The sequence below is a fragment of the Pseudomonas sp. 2995-3 genome (assembly GCF_002742565.1).
Taxonomy (GTDB): Bacteria; Pseudomonadota; Gammaproteobacteria; order Pseudomonadales; family Pseudomonadaceae; genus Aquipseudomonas; species Aquipseudomonas edaphica.
The window spans coordinates 155228-172933 of record NZ_LJSB01000314.1 but is presented as its reverse complement, the minus strand read 5'-3'; the positions used below and the strand labels follow the sequence as shown (position 1 = coordinate 172933).

Genomic DNA, 17706 nt, shown 5'->3' with positions numbered 1-17706 from the left:
GTTTCCCGATGCGCGCTTTACTCGTGCTGTTCAGTCTTCTGCTGCCCTTGTCGATGGCCCAGGCCGCCGACAAACTCCAAGTAGTCACCAGCTTCAGCATTCTCGATGACATCACTCATCAGATCGGTGGCGACCACATCCAGATCAGCAACATGGTCGGCCCCGACTCCGACGCCCACACCTATGAGCCGACGCCGGACGATGCCAAAGCCCTGCTCAAGGCCAAGGTCATCATCAAGAACGGCCTGGGCTTCGAACCCTGGCTGGACCGCCTGGTCACCAGTACCGAAACCAAAGCTACTGTGGTCACCGCCAGCAAAGGCGTGATCTCCCACACCATGGAAGAAGACGGCGAAACCATCCCGGACCCGCACGCCTGGCACAACCTGGCCAACGCCGAAATCTATGTGAACAACATCACCAAGGCACTGGTGGCGGCCGACCCAGCCAACAAGGCTGACTACCTGAGCAACAGCCAGGCCTACCTGAAACAGATCTACCGCTTGCTGGCCGAAGCCAAGACCAAGTTCGGCGCGCTGCCAGCCGGCAACCGTCGCATCGTCACCTCCCATGACGCCTTTGGTTACCTGGGCCAGGCCTATGGCATTCAGTTCCTGGCACCACAAGGTCTGTCGACCGAACGCGAACCTTCGGCCGCCGAAGTCGCCGCGCTGATCACCCAGATCCGCAAAGACAAAGTCAAAGCTGTGTTCATGGAAAACATCAAGGACTCGCGCCTGCTCAAGCAGATCGCTGACGAAAGCGGCGCGCAAATCGGCGGCACGCTGTACTCCGACGCCCTCGCCGCCGAAGGCCCGGCCAGCACGTTCACCGGGCTGTTCGAGTACAACCTCAACACCCTGTGCGCCGCCCTGAGCAAGCCATGACCCTGAGCATGCTCGACCTGGAAGAGGCTGCCCTTGGCAGCCGCTTTCCACTCGAACCCGTGCTCGACGCCCTGCCGTGGAACAGCGATGGCCTGATCGCAGCCATCGCCCAGCAACACGGCAGCGGCGATGTGCTGATGCTGGCCTGGATGAATCGCCAGGCGCTCACCGAAACCCTGGCCAGCGGGCACGTCTGCTACTGGTCACGCTCGCGCCAGCGACTGTGGCGCAAAGGCGAAAGCTCCGGCCACTGGCAACAGTTGATTGAGGCGCGCCTGGATTGCGACGGCGACGCCGTGCTGCTGATCGTCGACCAGCTAGGCCCGGCCTGTCACACCGGGCGGCCGACCTGTTTCTACAACGCCATTGTGGGCGACCACGTTCACATTATTACGGAGCCTGTTGCATGATCCGCAAAAACCCCTCCGGCGACCTGCCGGTGATTGCCGAGTCGGCCTACGTCGACAAGACCGCGATCATCTGCGGCAAGGTCATCATCGGCGAGAACGTGTTCGTCGGCCCCTACGCCGTGATCCGCGCCGACGAAGTCGACGCCACCGGCGACATGGACCCGATCACCATCGGCGCCAATTCCAATATCCAGGACGGCGTGGTGATCCACTCCAAGTCCGGCGCGGCGGTGACGATTGGCGAGTTTACGTCTATCGCGCATCGCTCCATCGTCCACGGCCCGTGCACCGTGGGCGACCGCGTTTTCATCGGCTTCAACAGCGTGCTGTTCAACTGCGCCGTCGGCGATGGCTGTGTGGTGCGCCACAACTCGGTGGTCGATGGGCGCGACTTGCCCGCCGCCTTCTACGTGCCCTCCACCACCCGCATCGGCCCCAATACCGACTTGTCGCAATTCCCGCCGGTGAGCGTCAGCGCCTCGGAGTTTTCCGAAGACGTCGCGCGTACCAACGTCGACCTGGTACGTGGTTACAAAGCCCTGCAAAACGAGTTCTGAACCATGAGCCGCCTGCTGATCCGCAACGCCCGCCTCGTCAATGAAGGCCAGGAATTCGACGCCGATGTGCTGGTCGCCAATGGCCGCATCGAGAAGATTGCCGGCAGCCTTGAAGGCTACAACGAGCCAGTGGAAATCGACGCCCAAGGCCAATGGCTGCTGCCGGGCATGATCGACGACCAGGTACACTTTCGCGAACCCGGCGCGCCGGACAAAGGCAGCTTCTACAGCGAATCCCGCGCGGCAGTGGCCGGTGGCATCACCAGCTTCATGGATATGCCCAACACCAACCCGGCCACGCTGAATCTGGAAGCACTGGCCGATAAAAAGCGTCGCGCTGCGCTGCATTCGGTCGCCAACTACGGCTTTCACTTTGGCGTGAGCAACGACAACCTCGACGTCGTCGCCGCCCTCGACCCACGTGAAGTGGCCGGGGTCAAAGTGTTCATGGGCGCCTCCACCGGCAATATGCTGGTGGACGACCCACGGATTCTGGAGCGGCTGTTTGCGCAAGTGCCGACCATCCTGCTCGCCCACTGCGAACACACGCCGAGCATCCTGGCCAATGAGCAACGCCTGCGCGAGCGTTTCGGCGAGCACATCCCTGCGGTCGCCCACCCGCTGATCCGCGATGCCGAAGCCTGTTATCGCTCGTCGTCCCTTGCCGTGGAATTGGCCAAGCGCCATGGCACGCGCCTGCATGTGCTGCACCTGACCAGTGCCCGCGAACTGGCATTGTTCGAAGACAAACCCTTGGCCGAAAAGCGCATCACTGCCGAAGTCTGCCTGCACCACCTGCTGTTCGATGACCGCGACTACCATCGCCTCGGCCACCAGATTAAATGCAACCCGGCGATCAAGACCCGCGCCGACCGCGACGCGTTGCGCCTGGCCTTGTTGAGTGATCGTCTGGATGTGATTGGCACTGACCATGCGCCGCATACCTGGGCGCAAAAACAGTTGGGCTATCGCGAAGCGCCGTCCGGGTTGCCGCTGGTGCAGCACGCGTTGCCGGCGTTATTGGAACTGGTCATCGACGGGCATTTACCCCTGACCACGCTGGTGGCAAAAACCAGTCACCGGGTGGCCGATTTATTCGCCATCCCGGACCGTGGTTACTTGCGTGAAGGCTATTGGGCCGACCTGGTGCTGATCAAACCCGAGCCCGAAGGCAAACCGGTGAGCAGCCAGCCGATCCTCGCCCGCTGTGGCTGGACACCCTTCGCCGAACGCAGCTTTCGCCACAGCGTGAGCACCACGCTGGTGTCTGGCCACCTGGCGTGGCACAACGGCCAGGTGGTCGACAGCTGCCAGGGCTTGCCCTTGCATTTTCTGCGCTGACCGACGCCAGCGGGCTTGCCTTAATGCCATTCAGTCAAGAAGGCTGAAGGGTAAAAAAGTAACCTGTGGCGAGGGAGCTTGCTGCCGTTGGAGTGCGCAGCAGTCCCATGCTTTTAAAGCAAAGAGCAGGGGCCTCTTCGCGGCCCAGCGGGAGCAAGCGCCCTCGCCACAGAGAAGGTGGCAACCTTCAATAGTTGTGCACCTCTGCTGCGATCAAGCCAACTCCCACAGCTTAAGCGCGGGGTTTTACCGTACCGCAATCGTTGCCCAGCCACTGGGCGTGGGTGTCCAGACTGCCCTTCTGCTGGACGCCGGTGGCATTGAAAGTACCGTTTACCTTGGTAGTGAATTCCTGCTGGCTCTGGAAGGTTGCAACGCCAGTGCCCTGGGCTTTCGGGCAGCTGAAACGGAATTTCCATTGGTTGCCGGTCTTGTCAGTCACTTCTTGCTTGCAGCCCGATTGCGGGTCGGTCAGCGGGATAGAATCAGAGGCGACCTGGGCAGGCGTCAGGCATACCTGCACGCCTTTACCGGCCATGGTGATGCCCTGTTTTTCCAGCATCGCACGCTGCTCAGGGGTCATCTGTTGCTTGAGCTGACCGAGGATCAGCGACAGGTCCGGCAAGTCCTGGTTATCGACTTTCATATTGCTGGTGGTCAATTCCCACAAGCCCGGCGCCAGCATCTGCGCCTGAGCCGCCACGGGCAGCGTCAATCCAACAACCATGGCCAAACCAAGCAGACGAGCATTCATCGAGTAACTCCTGGGTAATTGTGGGCGTTAGACGCCGCAAAGCCGCCAGTGTTGCACGGCAAATAAAATAGCGACATTCGCTGTGGAACATGGTCTGTTAGGCACTCGATTGCCTGGAGTAATGTCGTTCATGGATTTTTTTGGCCCGCACCTGCTCGCCTACTTCATTGCCACGCTGCACTTTCTCGGCACGCTGGCCGCGATCCACGCGGTGCTGACGGTCAGGACCGCCCAAGGCTCGATCGCCTGGGCCTTGTCGCTGATGTTCATGCCTTACCTGACGCTGATCCCGTACCTGATCTTCGGCCGCAGCACCTTCGACGCGTACATCCAGGCACGTCGCCAAGCCAACCAGGAAATGCACACCGCCATCACCGAGCTGAACTGGCGCCCGTGGGTCGACGAAGCCCTGGCCGCGCGCAACTCCAGCGCCTACGGTTCCTTGCGCGCCATGCCCAAACTGGGGCGCATGCCGTGCCTGGCCAATAATGAAGTGCGTTTGCTGATCAATGGTGAAGCCACGTTCAGCGCGATTTTCGACGCCATTCGCAATGCCAAAACTGCGGTGCTGTTCCAGTTTTTCATCATTCATGACGACGAGCTTGGCAGACAGCTGCATGCGCTGCTGAAGGAAAAAGCTGCCGAAGGCGTAGACATTCACGTGCTCTACGACCGCATCGGCAGCCACGCCCTGCCCCACCGTTATGTGCAATCGCTGCGCGACGCCGGGGTCAAAGTCAAAGCGTTCGCCACCCGCAGCGGCTGGCTCAACCGTTTCCAGGTCAACTTCCGTAACCATCGCAAAATCGTGGTGGTGGACGGCATTACCGGCTTTGTCGGCGGGCACAACGTCGGCGATGAATACCTGGGCAAAAAGCCGCCACTGGCACCCTGGCGCGACACCCATGTGCAGGTCACAGGCCCGGTGGTGGCGTGCCTGCAGGAGTCATTTGCCGAAGACTGGTTCTGGGCGGCGCGCGAATTGCCACCGCTGATTTTGCCGGACACTTACCCCGAAGACGGCGTGCTCTGCCAATTACTCGCCAGCGGCCCGGCTGATCCGTATGAAACGTGTTCGCTGTTTTTTGTCGAAGCCATTCATGCGGCCACCGAGCGCGTGTGGATCACCAGCCCGTATTTCATCCCCGATGAAGCAGTGTTCTCGGCCTTGCGCCTGGCCGTGCTGCGCGGAGTCGACGTGCGCCTGTTACTGCCATCGCGCCCAGACCATCGCATCGTCTACGCCGCGTCCAGCCTTTATGCGATCGAAGCGGTACGCGCAGGCGTGCGGGTGTTCCGCTACAAGCCAGGCTTTTTGCATCAGAAGGTCGTGTTGGTGGACAGCGAAATCAGCGCCATCGGCAGTGCGAACATGGACAACCGTTCGTTCCGGCTGAATTTTGAAGTGATGTTGCTGACGGTGGACGAGGCGTTTGCCAGCGAAGTGGAGCAGATGCTGCTGGACGACTTCGCCCTTGCCCATGAAGTCAGCCAGGAAGAAAGCCGCGAGACTCGGCGCCTGCAACAGCTGGGCATGCGGGTGGCGCGGCTTATTTCACCCATCCTCTAAGCAACAACACCATACAACTGTGGGAGCAGGCAAGCCAGCTCCCACAGTTTTAGATCTTCAGTGCGTCTGAATCAGCGGTAAATATCTTCCCGCGTCCACGGCAGTTCATGGCTGCCATCGGCGTGAGGCTTCACCGCCAATATCTGATGCAAATTGATCCAGCCCCGCGCAAACGCATACGCGCAACCGGCCAGGTACAGCCGCCAGATCCGCAATGCCTGCTCCGGCACCATCTTCGCCGCCGCTTCGAGGTTGTCTTCCAGGCGCTCGCTCCAGTGGTCCAGGGTGCGCGCGTAGTGCAGGCGCAGGCTTTCGACGTCGACCACCTCCAGCCCGACTTCGCTGATTTCGGCAGTCATCATCGCCAGGTGCGGCAGCTCGCCGTTGGGGAATACGTAACGCTCGATAAACTCCCCGGCGCCACGCCCCACAGGTCGACCGTCGGTGTGCTTGGCGGTGATGCCGTGGTTCATCACCAGGCCGCCTTCGCGTACCGCGCCAAACAGCGTCTTGCAATACTCCGCCAGGTTGGCGTGGCCGACGTGCTCGAACATGCCCACGCTCACTACTTTGTCGAAGCGACCGTCTTGCGGCAGGTCGCGATAGTCGAGCAGTTGCAGGTCGACCTGATCTTCCAGCCCTTCAGCCTTAACCCGTTCCCGAGCCAGCGCCAGCTGCTCCTTGCTCAAGGTAATGCCAAACACTTTGACTCCGAACTCGCGCGCCGCAAACCGCGCCAGGCCGCCCCAGCCACAGCCTACATCGAGCAAATACTCACCCGGCTGCAGCCGCAACTTGCGGCACAGATGGCGAAATTTATCTTGTTGGGCCTGGTCGATGGATTCGCTGCCGGTTTCGAAATACCCGCAGGAATACGCCATGTCCTGGTCCAGCCATAGCTGGTAGAACTCGTTGGACAGGTCGTAATGGTAGGAAATAGCCGCTGCGTCTGTAGCCTTGTCGTGGATCGAGCGCACCGGATGACTCCCCTCGTCGTCATCGATCAGGGCGTGACTCAACTCGTCACATACCCGGATAACCTCGGAGATGGAGCCTTCCAGTTCCAACTTGCCCTCGACGAAGGCTTCGCCCAAAGCATCGAGCGTTGGATGAGTCAGCTTGGACACGACCGTGGGGTCCTTCACCACGATGGTCACACTGGGCTCGGGGCCCAAGTTGAATTCATGGCCGTCCCAGAGTCGAAGACGCAGCGGTAGCTGAAGATTCTGTAAGGCCGGTGGAAGTTGCGCGAGCATGAGTAGTCCCCCCTTGTTTCAGACGTCTGGAATGAGGGTAGACCATCAGAAGACAAAGTAGGAGGCTATCGATTTAATAGCCTTCTTCTATGGGGCTCGGCGCTCGAGCAAACCGTCCTGAATCCACTGTTTCAGCCATGTCACCGCCTGCAGTGGCGCACCCTCTGCATAAGTGACTACCAGCGCTTCGCACAGTTCTGAAAAATTCCAGCCGGTGGTCACCATTCCCGCCAAGGCACTGGCTTCCGCTGGCTCCAGGCTGCGGTAATGGCATACGTTCTGGTGGCGCCATACCAGGCAAATCTGCGCCAGCTCCAACGCGTGGCTGTCGGGAAAGTCCGACTCATCCTTGCTCGCCCGCCAGATTGCCACGGTATTGAAGTGACACAGCATCTGCTGCACCGAAGGTGCCAGGTTCACCTGCAACCCAGGCCAGTCTTCAGGCGCCAATTGCGCCATATCAGCAAGGGCCAGCGGCTCACCCTGCGGGGCATCAAACGCCAGGGTAAACGCCCATTCCAACCGCGCCAGCTCAGCCAGCGGCGCGCTCTGCTCAGCCACCAGGTGCTCAACGATAAACGCCGGGAACCGCTCCCCCAGCCAACGCAGGCTGTAATGGGCGGAGGGATATCGGCGCAAATAGGCTTCTGTCAGTAATGCGAACTCATCATCGCCGAGCCAATACCAAATGGCACCGAAGTCATGGCGCAGTACTTCCTGCAAGCGCGACAGGTAGGCGTTGTGATAAATCGCCAGGCCCGTGTCCACATCCAGGGTCGGCCCACCCAGCAAGGTCGCGGCGAAGCCACTGTTGGCGGCTGAGTCTTCAGATAACAAGTGCTGCTCAAAAGCCAACTGCCAATCGGTCAAGCGCATAACGACCTCCGGGCCAAGGCGGTCGCGCCCAGTTCACGGGCCTTGCTCAACTCGGTGAGCAGTTCTTCGAACGGTGGGAAATGGTCATCGCGTTCCAGCAAGGTCGACACCGGCCCCAGATGCTCAAGCGTCTGCTGATAAAGCGCCCAAACCGGGTCGCACACTGGATGGTCATGGGTATCGACCACATAGTCGCCGTAGTCCATATGCCCGGCCAAATGCAGCTGGCGGATACTCTCGGGCGGCAAACTACGGATAAAGGTCCAGGCATCAAACCCGTGGTTGCGCGAGCTGACATACACGTTGTTCACGTCCAGCAGCAGCTGGCACCCGGTCAGATGGGCCAGGGCATTGAGGAATTCCCACTCGGTAAATTCATCGGCCTTGGAGCGCACATAGCTGGAGACGTTTTCCAGTACCAATGGGCGCTGCAACACATCCTGCACTTGGCGCACGCGGGCAGCCACGTGGTAAAGGCTTTCTTCGGTGTAAGGCAGCGGCAGCAAATCGTGCAACTGATGGGCACTGCCGCGGCTCCAGCACAGGTGATCGGAGATCCACGCGGGCTGAATGCGCTCGGCAAGTTGTTTGATTTGTTTCAGGTAATCGCTATCGAGGGCATGCGGCCCACCGATGGACAGGGACACACCGTGCATCACCAGGGGATAACGCTCGGCTATCGCGTCCAGGTAGTACAAGGCTTTACCACCCTGGACCAGATAATTCTCGGAGATCACTTCGAACCAATCCACGGCCGGCGACTGTTCAAGGATCTGCTGGTAGTACTCACTGCGTAAACCCAGGCCGTAACCCAGACTTGTAAGGGAAGCGGACATCACACACTCCTGGGCAAAGTGCCCGCAGCGGCGGGGGGCGTCCGCTGCGGTTGCACCCGTTGCCGGTTATTCGCCGACTTTGCCACCAGCCTTGGTGCAAGCGTCTGCACTGGCCATAGCCTTGAAGCCCTGACCTTTGCACGAACCTTGACCTTTGCAAGCGTGGTCCTTGGTTTTGCAATCGTTCTGGCCTTTGCAAGCGTTGATGCCGTAGCAGTGCACAGCGGTGTCAGCGGCTTGAGCCTGAGTGACAACACCAGCAAACATGGTAGCGGCGGCCATTGCGAGGGCGGCACCAGCAGCAGCGGATTTAAAGTTCATTTTTGTATTCCTCATGATCGGTAGTGGAATCGGTCTGAACGGATTGTTCAGTCTCGACATACCACTAGAGTGAGGTCCATCACTGGCGTTACAGCTGTGTGCAAATATTTCTGAAAATTATTCATCCAGCTTCAAAAGCGGCTCCTGGAAGCGTAGCAAACGCCCGGCATTACCCAATACCAGCAGGGTGCTGAGGTTATGCAACACCGCCGCGATCATTGCGCCTGCTGCGCCCAGCCAGCCAAAAGCAGCAAACACCACGATGGCCAGCGTCCAGCCCAGGCCGATGATCACGTTGACCTGCAACGTATGTCGGCACTGGCGGCTCAAGCGCACACAGGTGCCAAGGCGACGCAGATCGCTGCCGATCAACACCACGTCCGCCGATGCCAGGGCGATGTCCGCCCCGCCGGCGCCCATGGCGACACCGACCACACCCGCCTTGAGCGCCAGGGAATCGTTAATGCCATCACCGACGACCATCGGCCGGAAACCGCTGCCAATTTCCCCCAGCACGCGGTTGAGCTTGTCCTCCGGCAAAGCCTGCGCTTCGACGTCGCTGATACCTACGTCGAGCGCCAGGCTGTCGGCCACGCTCTGGCGGTCGCCGGTCAGCAGCAGTTGGCGGCCCAGGCCGAGGTCGCGCAGCTCTTGCAGCGCTTGGCGTGCTTCCGGCTTGACGCTGTCCGCCAGCAACAGCCAGGCCAGGAACTGCCCGTTCAAGGCCAGCCCGGCAATCGGGCCGTCATGGTTCGGGACTGTCGTCGTGACAATACCCAACTGCTCGAACAACTCCGGTCGCCCCAGCGCCGCCTCGCCCTGCCCGGTTTGCGCCACGACGCCAAGCCCCTGGCGTTCGTGAATATCCGTCAGCACCAGCATTTGCTCTTGCGTGGCCAAACCGGCTAGCGCACGGCTGACCGGGTGACTGCTGGCCGAACCCAGGCTGGCGGCGAGATTCAACAACACCTGCCGATCCGGCGCTGTGGTTTCAATGGACTGCAAACGCAGCGTGCCGAAGGTGAGCGTGCCGGTCTTGTCGACCACCAACGAGGTCAGGTCCGCCAACTCCTCCAGAAACGCCGAGCTGCGAATCAAAATCCCATGGCGCGCCGCCACCGCAATCCCGGCAATCGCTGTGGCCGGCGCCGACAACACCAGGGCACACGGGCACGCCGCCACCAACACCGCCAACATTGCCTGAGCGTCATTGGTGACAAACCAGGTCACCGCCGCCAGCAGCAATACCAGCACCATATAGCTGCCGGCGTAACGCTCCAGCAGCCGCGTGATCGGTGGCTTGGAGCGTTCAGCGTTTTGCATCAGGGCGATGACCTTGCCCAAGGTCGATTCATCGCCGGTGCGGGTCACCTGCAAGCGCAGCAACCCATCCAGGTTGATCGCACCGCCAAACACCTGCACACCGACGCTCGCTTCCAGCGGCACCGACTCACCGGTGATAGGCGCCGTGTCCAGGCTCGCCTGGCCCGACAGCACCACGCCGTCGGCGGGCACGCGATCACCGGCGCGCACTTCGACAATGTCGCCGGTGTTCAGCGTGCCGTTATCCACTTCAATAATGCTGCCATCGGCCTGCACCAACCGCGCATGGCTGCGGGTCAGTTTGCCCAGGGCGTGAATCGCTTCCTGAGAGCCGATCACGCTGCGCTCTTCCAGCACATGGCCGAAGATCATGATGATCGGCAACAACGCGGCGGTCAGCAGATCACCGGTGGCCCAGGCACCGAGCATCGCCAGGGCGATCAATTGGTCAGTGATGCCATGCAGGCTTGGGTAACGCAGGCTGTACCAGGCCGAGCGCATCACCGGCACGGCCACCAGCAAGGACGCGACGCCGAGCAGTAATTGGCTGACGCCCGTCTGGTCCGGCGCGAGCCAGCGCCAGACCAGGCCGAGCACAAGTAAACCCAGAGCCAGCATGGCCAGGGTCAATTGCCGGGCAGCGCTGCGCTGCTCGGCGGAGGTCAACATGGGTGCGCTCATTGCTCGGCTCCCTGAATGATCAAGCGGGAGTCGTCTTTAGGGTCGACGGTGGTCACAGAACCTGCCTGGCCCAGAATCTTCGGCAAGCGCTCGCGATAAAGACGCAGCAACAAGCCAGGGTCTTTGACTTGAGCCAGGCTGGCGACGGTCGCGGTTTGCGCCTGGGCGTTGGCCAAGCGTTCGCTGGCCTGGGCGTGGGCAACCTGCACCAGCCGATCGGCTTCCTGGTTGGCGGTCTGGGTGAGTTTTTCCGCTTCGGTGCGCGCATTGGCCACGGCTTTGTCGGCCTGCTGGCTGGCCGTCAGCACGGCGTTAAAAGCATTGACGGCCGGGCCTGGCAGACTTGATTGCACGTCGACGCGGGTGACTTCGATGCCCAAGCCCAACCCCGTCGAAGCCAGCTCCGCCAGGCGTTTATTGATGCCTTGCACCAGATCACCGCGCAGCCGCTCACGGCGCTCGGCGGCACCGTTGTCGGTGCCGATCAGTTCAGGGCGCGCCACCAGAATCGTGTCCAGGTCGCGCGCGGCGGTCAGGGCCACCGCGCTGCGCGTCACCAGCCGATCCAGGGCCGGCAGCACATGCTCGCCCTGCAACACAAACGCGTAAGGCTCGGTGACCTTATAAAACACCCGCACATCCAACTGCACCACGCCGGCATCGCCCGTCAGCAAATAACCGGAGCCAGCCAGCGCGTCACTCAAGGGCGTGGCAAAACTGGCCACGCGGTCGGCCTGGATCGCCGCCTCGGAGCGCAACAAGTTCTCCACTCGCCGCTCGATCACACGGTCCGCCGCCGGCAACAGCACCACTTGCTCGAAGGGCTGCGGCCACGCAAGCAAAAGCCCGGCGTTCTGGATGCGGTCAAGCGCGCCGAAGTGCAACACCACGGCGCGGTTCTGCGGGTCGATCTGGCGCACATTCGAAAACGCCCAGGCCAACGCCGCCAATACCGTCACCGCGTACAACGCCAGGAAGGTCAGACGCCCGGCCTGGATCCACGGGCTGTCCGGGCCGTCACGCTCGGTCATGGCTGAACGTCCTTAGGCCCGTCTACCAGTGCACGGAACGGCGCAGCATCGGTGCGCAGGATGATCTTGGTGCCCGGCGTGACCACCGTGCCCAAGGTATCGAGCGAACGCAGCAGGTTGTACAGCTGCGGGTTGCCTGCATAGGCACGCCCGTAAATCTGCGCTGCCTCAACCCGCGACTGGGCTTCGATATCAGCGGCCTTCACCGTGGCATCGGCCTGCACGATGCGCGCATCACGCTCGGCAGCGGAGCGAATCTGCGCCGCTTCACGCTTGCCCACGGCGGTGCGTTCAGTGGCGATGGTTTCGCGCTCGGCACGCATGCGGTCGACGGTGGCGGTCAGGGTGACGGAAGGCAACGTCAGGCGCTCGACACCCACTTGCGCCACGCGCACGCCATAGGTAGTGAGCAATTGTTGATCAATCTGTTGGCGCAGCTGTGCTTCAAAATCAGCAATGCGCACCTGGCTGGCGTCGGTGTTGATCAGGCTGGACAGGTCGAAGCTGGCAGCGGTGGTTTCCAGCGCCGAGCCGACGAAGGTGCGAATCTGCCGCGCCGCTTCATCAGGCTGGTTCTGCACCGCACGCATAAAGCGCTGCACATTGTCGGCATCGCCTTGCACCTGCCACGCCACGTAGGCCTGCACGATGATGCGCAGGCCATCGCGGGTGCCCACATCCTGCAAACCGCTGGAGGTGGTGCGCAGGCGCAAGTCCACCGGGATCGCCGCTTCGAACGGCGCCGGCCAGCGCCAGCCCAGGCCCGGCTCCAGCAGTACCCGCGCCGGGTTGCCGAAGCGGGTAATCACCGTGGCTTCACCGGAGCGCACCTGCACCAGGCTCGCCGCAGCAACGGCAAACAACACCAGCAATACCGCCCAGGCCATGCGCCGCCATGGGAATGGGCCAGCAGCCTGTTCGTCGCCATGATGGTGATGGTGGTGGCCATGATGATGGTGATGACCGTGATCGTGAGAATGAGCGCTCAACAGACAGACTCCTTATTGAACGGCTTTACGCGGCGCCATCGGGTCGGCCGGCAAAGTAAAAGAACGCAGATCGATCGTCGGCGCGCCATCGGCGCCCAGGCGGTGATCCAGAATAAGCAGCTTGGCGTGGGCCAGGCCTTGGCTGAGTTGGCCCAGGTACTGTTCCAGCACAAAGGCACGACCCGCAGTGGCGTAGGCTTTTTGTTCGGCGGTAAAACGCAGGTCGGCCGCCTGGGCGCCCGCGTTTACTTCACGGGCAGTGGCCACCGCCTGATCGCGAGCAGTGCTGGCTTGCAACAACGCCTGGTTGGTTTGCTCGCTGGCAGCCCCGCGTTCGCGGGAGATCAGCGCCTGGGCGCCAATTTGTGCCGCCTGCACACCGTGATAAGCGTTGGCAGCACCGGCTGGTGGGTGAATCGCTTCTACGACCGTGGCCAAAATCTCCACGCCGCTGTCGAGCTTTTGCAGGTCTGCCTGCACGGCGCGACCCACTTCATCGGCGAGGCTGGTGCGTTGCTCACCGAGCAATTCGTCGAGGGTACGCGAAGCAAAGTCATGCACAAGGATGCGGCTGGCGGTGCTGCGAATCAGCGTCGGTATATCCGCGCTGTTATAGGTGGCGGCCAGCGCGGCCTTGTCCGTCAGGCCGATGCGGTAGACGAAACGCACATCCATATTGACGATCTGGAAGCTCTGCTTGTCGCCGCTGCTGCTGGCGATCACTTGGGACTTGTCATTCACATGGCTGGCGTCCCACAAACGATTGGCGATGAGCGGCGCCGGGCCTTCCGCCGAGGCCAACTCCGGTGCGGCGGCCTCGCTGACGCTGGTCGCCAGTTCATGCACCACGCCGTTTTCCACGCTCAGCACGCGCCCCAATGGCCAAGGCAACCCGGCATGCAAGCCAGGCCCGAAAACCTGCACGGGTTTGCCGAAGCGCTCATAAATCCCACGGCCTTGCAGGGGCACTTCGTGCACGCCGGTCAGCGCCCAGCCTACCGCCAGCACCACCAGCAGCACCGGCAAAAACGCCCGACGCATGTAGGTAAACGCCCAGATCTGACGCAGATCGATGCCAAAGCGGTTGTGCAATTCGTGCTGCAACGCCAGCAAAGGTTGTGGTGGCCAACGCAGCAGGCCCGCGATAAAGCTTTGCGCCATCAAGCGCGGTTCGAGGCGCGGCTGGCGCGGGCTGAACAGTGACAGCACGCCCCTTAGCAGAAACTCCAGCGCCACCAGCGCGGGCAACAGCCCCGTCAACACAGCCAGACGCAGCGGCCACACGGATTCGGCACCGGCAAACAGCAGGCAGATCGCACTGACCACCAGGCTGATAATCGCCACGCGGCTCAACTGCGCCAGCTGTGACGCTTCCGGCCATTGCGCGGCGGTTTCCTGGGCCAAGCGGCGCTCGAACACCAGCAAGCCAAAGGCCAACGCCAGGGCCACCGCCGCGCCGAGGCTCGCCGATTGCCCCACCGCCGCGGCGGGCAAGGCCAGGTTCCAGAATTCGATGATGCTGATCAGCGCCAGCAACGACCAGCCGCACAGCCACACCACTGGCGCGCCAATCTGTGCCAGCACACCGCTGCCAAACCGATTGATCGCCCGTGCAAGCGCGCCAACCTCTTCGTCGGGAGCTTCGATCAGTTCAGCCGTGGGCGTTTCCAGCGCCTGGGCGCGCCAATCCGCCACCCACCACGCCGACTGCAACCCGGCCACCAGCACCAGCAAGGCCGACGCGCAATTGATCAACACCACCGGCCAGATCGACAGCGGCGCAAACAGTGCCACGAACAGCGCCAGCACCCAACCGGCCAAGGCCAGGGCCGTCAGGCTGATGCCCGCCTGGCGCAATCGGCGGGCATGGAACAACCCTTGTTGAAAACGCGGAAGGCCTTCAACCGAAGCGCCGTCAGCTTCCAGATCCACTTGCATCCACTTAACGTCCGCTACACACAATTGGTTACGATATAACACGGAGCGTGAAATTTTTGTCCGAAAACAGCGCAAATCCCCTGTGGGAGCGGGCTTGCTCTCGATAAAGGTCTGCCAGTTTTTAATGGTTGGAATGATGTACCGCCATCGCAACATAGGTATCTACACAACTTTGAAGGCCGCCACTTTCTCCTGTGGCGAGCAGGCTTGTCGAATCGTCGCACCGCCTGCGTTGGGCTGCGAAGCAGCCCCAGTGAAGGCACTGCAATTTTCCTGAAAGTACTCAGTGTCTGGGTTTGGGGCCGCTTCGCAGCCCAACGCAGGGCAAGCCTGCTCGCCACAACGGCTCACCTGCCACAGATTTCGTGTCAACCGGCTGTGTAGATACCTATGCCCATCGCAGGCAAGCCAGCTCCCACATTTATTCTGTGGTGCTCTCTGGAAAGTGATTAAACCCCCAGAAACACAAGCCATCACTGGTGCAGGCACAGATTAATCGGCACACTCCAAAACAGTTTTTCGCGGGCCCAAGGACAAGGAAGCGTCATGATTTCGATCTACCAGCTAAAACCGCGTTTTCAGAACCTGCTGCGCCCTCTTGTGCAGCGTCTATACGACAATGGCACCACCGCCAACCAGATTACCGTGCTGGCCGGCGTCGTTTCCTTGCTGGTCGGCCTGCTGATCGCCTGCTTTGCCCAACACCTCTGGCTGTTTGCGCTGATCCCGCTGTGGATGATCCTGCGCATGGCCCTCAATGCCATCGACGGCATGCTCGCACGCGACTTCGGCCAGCAATCGCGCCTGGGCGCCTACCTCAATGAACTGTGTGACGTGATCGCCGACAGCGCCTTGATCCTGCCCTTTGCGCTGATTCCGGGCGTGAGCCTGGCGCCGGTGCTGCTGGTGGCGTTGCTCGCCGTGTTCAGCGAATACGCCGGTGTACTGGGGCCGATGGTGGGTGCCTCACGGCGCTATGACGGGCCGATGGGCAAAAGTGATCGTGCGTTCGTGCTCGGTGTACTCGCCACTGGCGTGGCGTTGGGCTGGCTCGGCGCGGGCTGGGTCGATGCGGTGATGTGGCTGGTCGCTGCCCTGCTCGCCTACACCTTGGTCAACCGGGTGCGTCAGGGCCTCAAAGAACAACAAGAAACCTCTCCGATTGCATAAGGATTTTTGCGATGCGCGAACAGCAAGAGCACACCTTCAGTACCCACGATGGCGTCGAGCTTTTTTATCGACACTGGCCGGCCACTGCGCCTGCGGGCGACGAGCCGCGCAAAGCGATCCTGCTGTTCCATCGCGGCCATGAGCATTCTGGCCGTATTGCCCACCTGGTCGATGAACTCGACCTGCCGCAATTCGATTTCTTTGCCTGGGACGCCCGTGGCCACGGCCAATCGCCGGGCGCCCGCGGTGACAGCCCAAGCTTCGCCACCAGCGCCCGCGACGTGCAGACCTTCTGCGAACACATCGGCGCCACTTACGGCATAGAAGAACAAAACTTCGCCGTTATCGCCCAAAGCGTCGGCGCGGTGATCGCGGCCACTTGGGTACACGACTACGCGCCAAAAATCCGCGCGCTGGTGCTCGCCTCCCCGGCGTTAAAGGTCAAGCTGTACGTGCCCTTCGCCCGGCCTGGGCTGGCGTTGATGCGCAAGTTTCGCGGCAACTTTTTCGTCAACAGCTACGTCAAGGCCAAGTTCCTCAGCCATGACCCTGAGCGCGTCGCGTCCTACGACAGCGACCCGCTGATCACCAAAGCGATTTCGGTGAATGTGCTGCTCGGTTTGTACGAAGCCGCCGACCGGGTAGTCGCCGACGCCCAGGCGATCCAGGTGCCGACGCAATTGCTCATCTCCGGCTCCGACTTCGTGGTGCACCGCAAACCCCAGCAGCAATTTTTCGACCGGCTTGGCAGCCTGAAAAAAGAGCTGCACATCCTGCCCGGTTTTTTCCACGACACCCTCGGCGAGCGCGACCGCGCCACGGCCGTAAGCAGCGCTCGGCGTTTTATCCTGCAGAACTTCGCCCATCCGCTGGACCGCGCGGCCCTGCTCGACGCCGACAAACTCGGCGCCACGTGCGCCGAATCCGAAGCCCTCGCCGCGCCGCTGCCGCGTAATTCCCTGCGCGACCTGTACTGGCGCATCACCCGCGCCAGCATGGGCCTGGGCAAGAACCTGTCGGACGGGGTGAAACTGGGTTTCGACACCGGCTTCGACTCCGGCAGCACCCTGGACTACGTGTACCGCAACACGCCCACCGGCAAGGGCGGCTTGGGGCGGATGATCGACACCAACTACCTCAACTCCATCGGCTGGCGCGGCATTCGCCAGCGCAAGCTGAACGTCGAGGAACTGCTACGGCTGGCCATGGCCAGGTTGCGCGATGAACATCGCGAGGTGCGCATCGTCGATATCGCCGCCGGCCACGGGCGCTACATTCTTGAAGCCTTGCAAGGCGTTTCGCCGCTGCCGGAATCGATCCTGCTGCGCGACTACAGCGACATCAACGTGCGTGACGGCGGCGCGCTGATTCGTGAAAAAGGTCTGGGGGACATCGCGCAGTTCGTCAAAGGCGATGCATTTGATAGAGCAGACTTGGCGGCACTGACGCCCAAGCCGACCCTGGCAGTGGTGTCCGGCCTGTATGAGCTGTTTGCCGATAACGGCATGGTCGGCGGTTCGCTGGCCGGTCTTGCCGAAGCGGTGGAGCCCGGCGGGTACCTGGTCTACACCGGCCAGCCGTGGCACCCGCAACTGGAATTGATCGCCCGCGCGTTGACCAGCCATCGCCAGGGCCAGGCCTGGGTAATGCGCCGTCGCAGCCAGGCAGAGATGGATCAATTGGTCGAGGCGGCGGGCTTTCGCAAAATCACCCAGCGTGTGGATGAGTGGGGCATTTTCACCGTGTCCCTGGCACAGAAGATCTGA

General features: G+C 61.7%; 16 protein-coding genes. 7 read left to right on the top strand and 9 right to left on the bottom strand.

Annotated features, from left to right (window positions below; all coding sequences use genetic code 11):
• Positions 1-8: 8 nt before the first annotated feature.
• From AOA62_RS26710 to AOA62_RS26695, 4 genes are read left to right on the top strand one after another with little or no spacing between them, the layout of a single operon-like run.
• Positions 9-887 carry a metal ABC transporter substrate-binding protein gene (locus AOA62_RS26710; protein WP_017135758.1) on the top strand — a complete coding sequence of 293 codons (879 nt, stop codon included), beginning with the start codon at positions 9-11 and terminating at the stop codon, positions 885-887.
• Positions 884-1297, top strand: a complete 414-nt coding sequence (gene hisI, locus AOA62_RS26705) for a phosphoribosyl-AMP cyclohydrolase (RefSeq protein WP_099550219.1) — start codon at positions 884-886, stop codon at positions 1295-1297. The genes AOA62_RS26710 and hisI overlap by 4 nt, the downstream gene beginning before the upstream one ends.
• Positions 1294-1854 carry a DapH/DapD/GlmU-related protein gene (locus tag AOA62_RS26700; protein WP_017135756.1) on the top strand — a complete coding sequence of 187 codons (561 nt, stop codon included), beginning with the start codon at positions 1294-1296 and terminating at the stop codon, positions 1852-1854. Before hisI ends, AOA62_RS26700 begins: the two co-directional genes overlap by 4 nt.
• A gap of 3 nt (positions 1855-1857) precedes the next feature.
• Positions 1858-3195: a dihydroorotase gene (locus tag AOA62_RS26695; RefSeq protein WP_099550218.1), complete on the top strand. Its 1338-nt coding sequence runs from the start codon at positions 1858-1860 to the stop codon at positions 3193-3195.
• Between the two features lie 232 nt (positions 3196-3427).
• On the opposite strand, the gene AOA62_RS26690 is transcribed toward AOA62_RS26695, so the two are convergent.
• The gene (locus AOA62_RS26690) at positions 3428-3949 is read right to left on the bottom strand and encodes a DUF3617 domain-containing protein (RefSeq protein WP_017135754.1); all 522 of its coding nucleotides are present in this window, start codon (positions 3947-3949) and stop codon (positions 3428-3430) included.
• 130 nt (positions 3950-4079) lie between these two features.
• Here AOA62_RS26690 and cls point away from each other — a divergent pair, with 130 nt between their 5' ends.
• Positions 4080-5519 carry a cardiolipin synthase gene (gene cls, locus AOA62_RS26685; protein WP_017135753.1) on the top strand — a complete coding sequence of 480 codons (1440 nt, stop codon included), beginning with the start codon at positions 4080-4082 and terminating at the stop codon, positions 5517-5519.
• 71 nt (positions 5520-5590) lie between these two features.
• Here cls and cfaB read toward each other — a convergent pair whose 3' ends face one another.
• The 8 genes from cfaB to hflK (AOA62_RS26645) all read right to left on the bottom strand — a co-directional run bounded on the left by cfaB (position 5591) and on the right by hflK (AOA62_RS26645) (position 14770).
• Entirely contained in the window at positions 5591-6775 is a 1185-nt protein-coding gene (cfaB, locus tag AOA62_RS26680) for a C17 cyclopropane fatty acid synthase CfaB (RefSeq protein ID WP_017135094.1), read from the bottom strand.
• Positions 6776-6862: 87 nt separating this feature from the next.
• The gene (locus AOA62_RS26675) at positions 6863-7651 is read right to left on the bottom strand and encodes a DNA-binding domain-containing protein (RefSeq protein WP_099550217.1); all 789 of its coding nucleotides are present in this window, start codon (positions 7649-7651) and stop codon (positions 6863-6865) included.
• A complete protein-coding gene (locus tag AOA62_RS26670) occupies positions 7642-8487 on the bottom strand; it encodes a DUF692 domain-containing protein (protein WP_017135096.1) in 846 nt (281 codons plus the stop codon). The genes AOA62_RS26675 and AOA62_RS26670 overlap by 10 nt, the downstream gene beginning before the upstream one ends.
• 66 nt (positions 8488-8553) lie before the next feature.
• Positions 8554-8808, bottom strand: coding sequence for a membrane protein (locus AOA62_RS26665; protein WP_017135097.1), 255 nt, complete (start codon positions 8806-8808; stop codon positions 8554-8556).
• Positions 8809-8925: 117 nt separating this feature from the next.
• Positions 8926-10812 (bottom strand): cation-translocating P-type ATPase, encoded by a 1887-nt coding sequence (locus AOA62_RS26660; RefSeq protein ID WP_058421072.1) that lies wholly within the window; start codon positions 10810-10812, stop codon positions 8926-8928.
• On the bottom strand, positions 10809-11843 hold the full coding sequence (gene hflK, locus AOA62_RS26655) for a protease modulator HflK (RefSeq protein WP_017135099.1): 1035 nt from the start codon (positions 11841-11843) through the stop codon (positions 10809-10811). Before hflK (AOA62_RS26655) ends, AOA62_RS26660 begins: the two co-directional genes overlap by 4 nt.
• Positions 11840-12835: a protease modulator HflC gene (gene hflC / locus AOA62_RS26650; protein WP_170037021.1), complete on the bottom strand. Its 996-nt coding sequence runs from the start codon at positions 12833-12835 to the stop codon at positions 11840-11842. Before hflC ends, hflK (AOA62_RS26655) begins: the two co-directional genes overlap by 4 nt.
• Positions 12836-12844: 9 nt before the next feature.
• Positions 12845-14770 carry a protease modulator HflK gene (hflK, locus tag AOA62_RS26645; protein ID WP_099550215.1) on the bottom strand — a complete coding sequence of 642 codons (1926 nt, stop codon included), beginning with the start codon at positions 14768-14770 and terminating at the stop codon, positions 12845-12847.
• A gap of 546 nt (positions 14771-15316) precedes the next feature.
• Here hflK (AOA62_RS26645) and AOA62_RS26640 point away from each other — a divergent pair.
• Positions 15317-15940: a CDP-alcohol phosphatidyltransferase family protein gene (locus AOA62_RS26640; RefSeq protein WP_099550214.1), complete on the top strand. Its 624-nt coding sequence runs from the start codon at positions 15317-15319 to the stop codon at positions 15938-15940.
• A gap of 11 nt (positions 15941-15951) precedes the next feature.
• Positions 15952-17706 (top strand): bifunctional alpha/beta hydrolase/class I SAM-dependent methyltransferase, encoded by a 1755-nt coding sequence (locus AOA62_RS26635; protein WP_099550213.1) that lies wholly within the window; start codon positions 15952-15954, stop codon positions 17704-17706.

Coding starts and splice junctions, on each gene's coding strand:
- hflK (WP_017135099.1), bottom strand. CDS start 11,843: ATGACCGAGCGTGACGGCCCGGACAGCCCGTGGATCCAGGCCGGGCGT.
- AOA62_RS26665 (WP_017135097.1), bottom strand. CDS start 8,808: ATGAACTTTAAATCCGCTGCTGCTGGTGCCGCCCTCGCAATGGCCGCC.
- AOA62_RS26700 (WP_017135756.1), top strand. CDS start 1,294: ATGATCCGCAAAAACCCCTCCGGCGACCTGCCGGTGATTGCCGAGTCG.
- AOA62_RS26670 (WP_017135096.1), bottom strand. CDS start 8,487: ATGTCCGCTTCCCTTACAAGTCTGGGTTACGGCCTGGGTTTACGCAGT.
- AOA62_RS26675 (WP_099550217.1), bottom strand. CDS start 7,651: ATGCGCTTGACCGATTGGCAGTTGGCTTTTGAGCAGCACTTGTTATCT.
- AOA62_RS26635 (WP_099550213.1), top strand. CDS start 15,952: ATGCGCGAACAGCAAGAGCACACCTTCAGTACCCACGATGGCGTCGAG.
- AOA62_RS26695 (WP_099550218.1), top strand. CDS start 1,858: ATGAGCCGCCTGCTGATCCGCAACGCCCGCCTCGTCAATGAAGGCCAG.
- hflK (WP_099550215.1), bottom strand. CDS start 14,770: ATGCAAGTGGATCTGGAAGCTGACGGCGCTTCGGTTGAAGGCCTTCCG.
- AOA62_RS26710 (WP_017135758.1), top strand. CDS start 9: ATGCGCGCTTTACTCGTGCTGTTCAGTCTTCTGCTGCCCTTGTCGATG.
- AOA62_RS26640 (WP_099550214.1), top strand. CDS start 15,317: ATGATTTCGATCTACCAGCTAAAACCGCGTTTTCAGAACCTGCTGCGC.
- hisI (WP_099550219.1), top strand. CDS start 884: ATGACCCTGAGCATGCTCGACCTGGAAGAGGCTGCCCTTGGCAGCCGC.
- cfaB (WP_017135094.1), bottom strand. CDS start 6,775: ATGCTCGCGCAACTTCCACCGGCCTTACAGAATCTTCAGCTACCGCTG.
- cls (WP_017135753.1), top strand. CDS start 4,080: ATGGATTTTTTTGGCCCGCACCTGCTCGCCTACTTCATTGCCACGCTG.
- AOA62_RS26660 (WP_058421072.1), bottom strand. CDS start 10,812: ATGAGCGCACCCATGTTGACCTCCGCCGAGCAGCGCAGCGCTGCCCGG.
- AOA62_RS26690 (WP_017135754.1), bottom strand. CDS start 3,949: ATGAATGCTCGTCTGCTTGGTTTGGCCATGGTTGTTGGATTGACGCTG.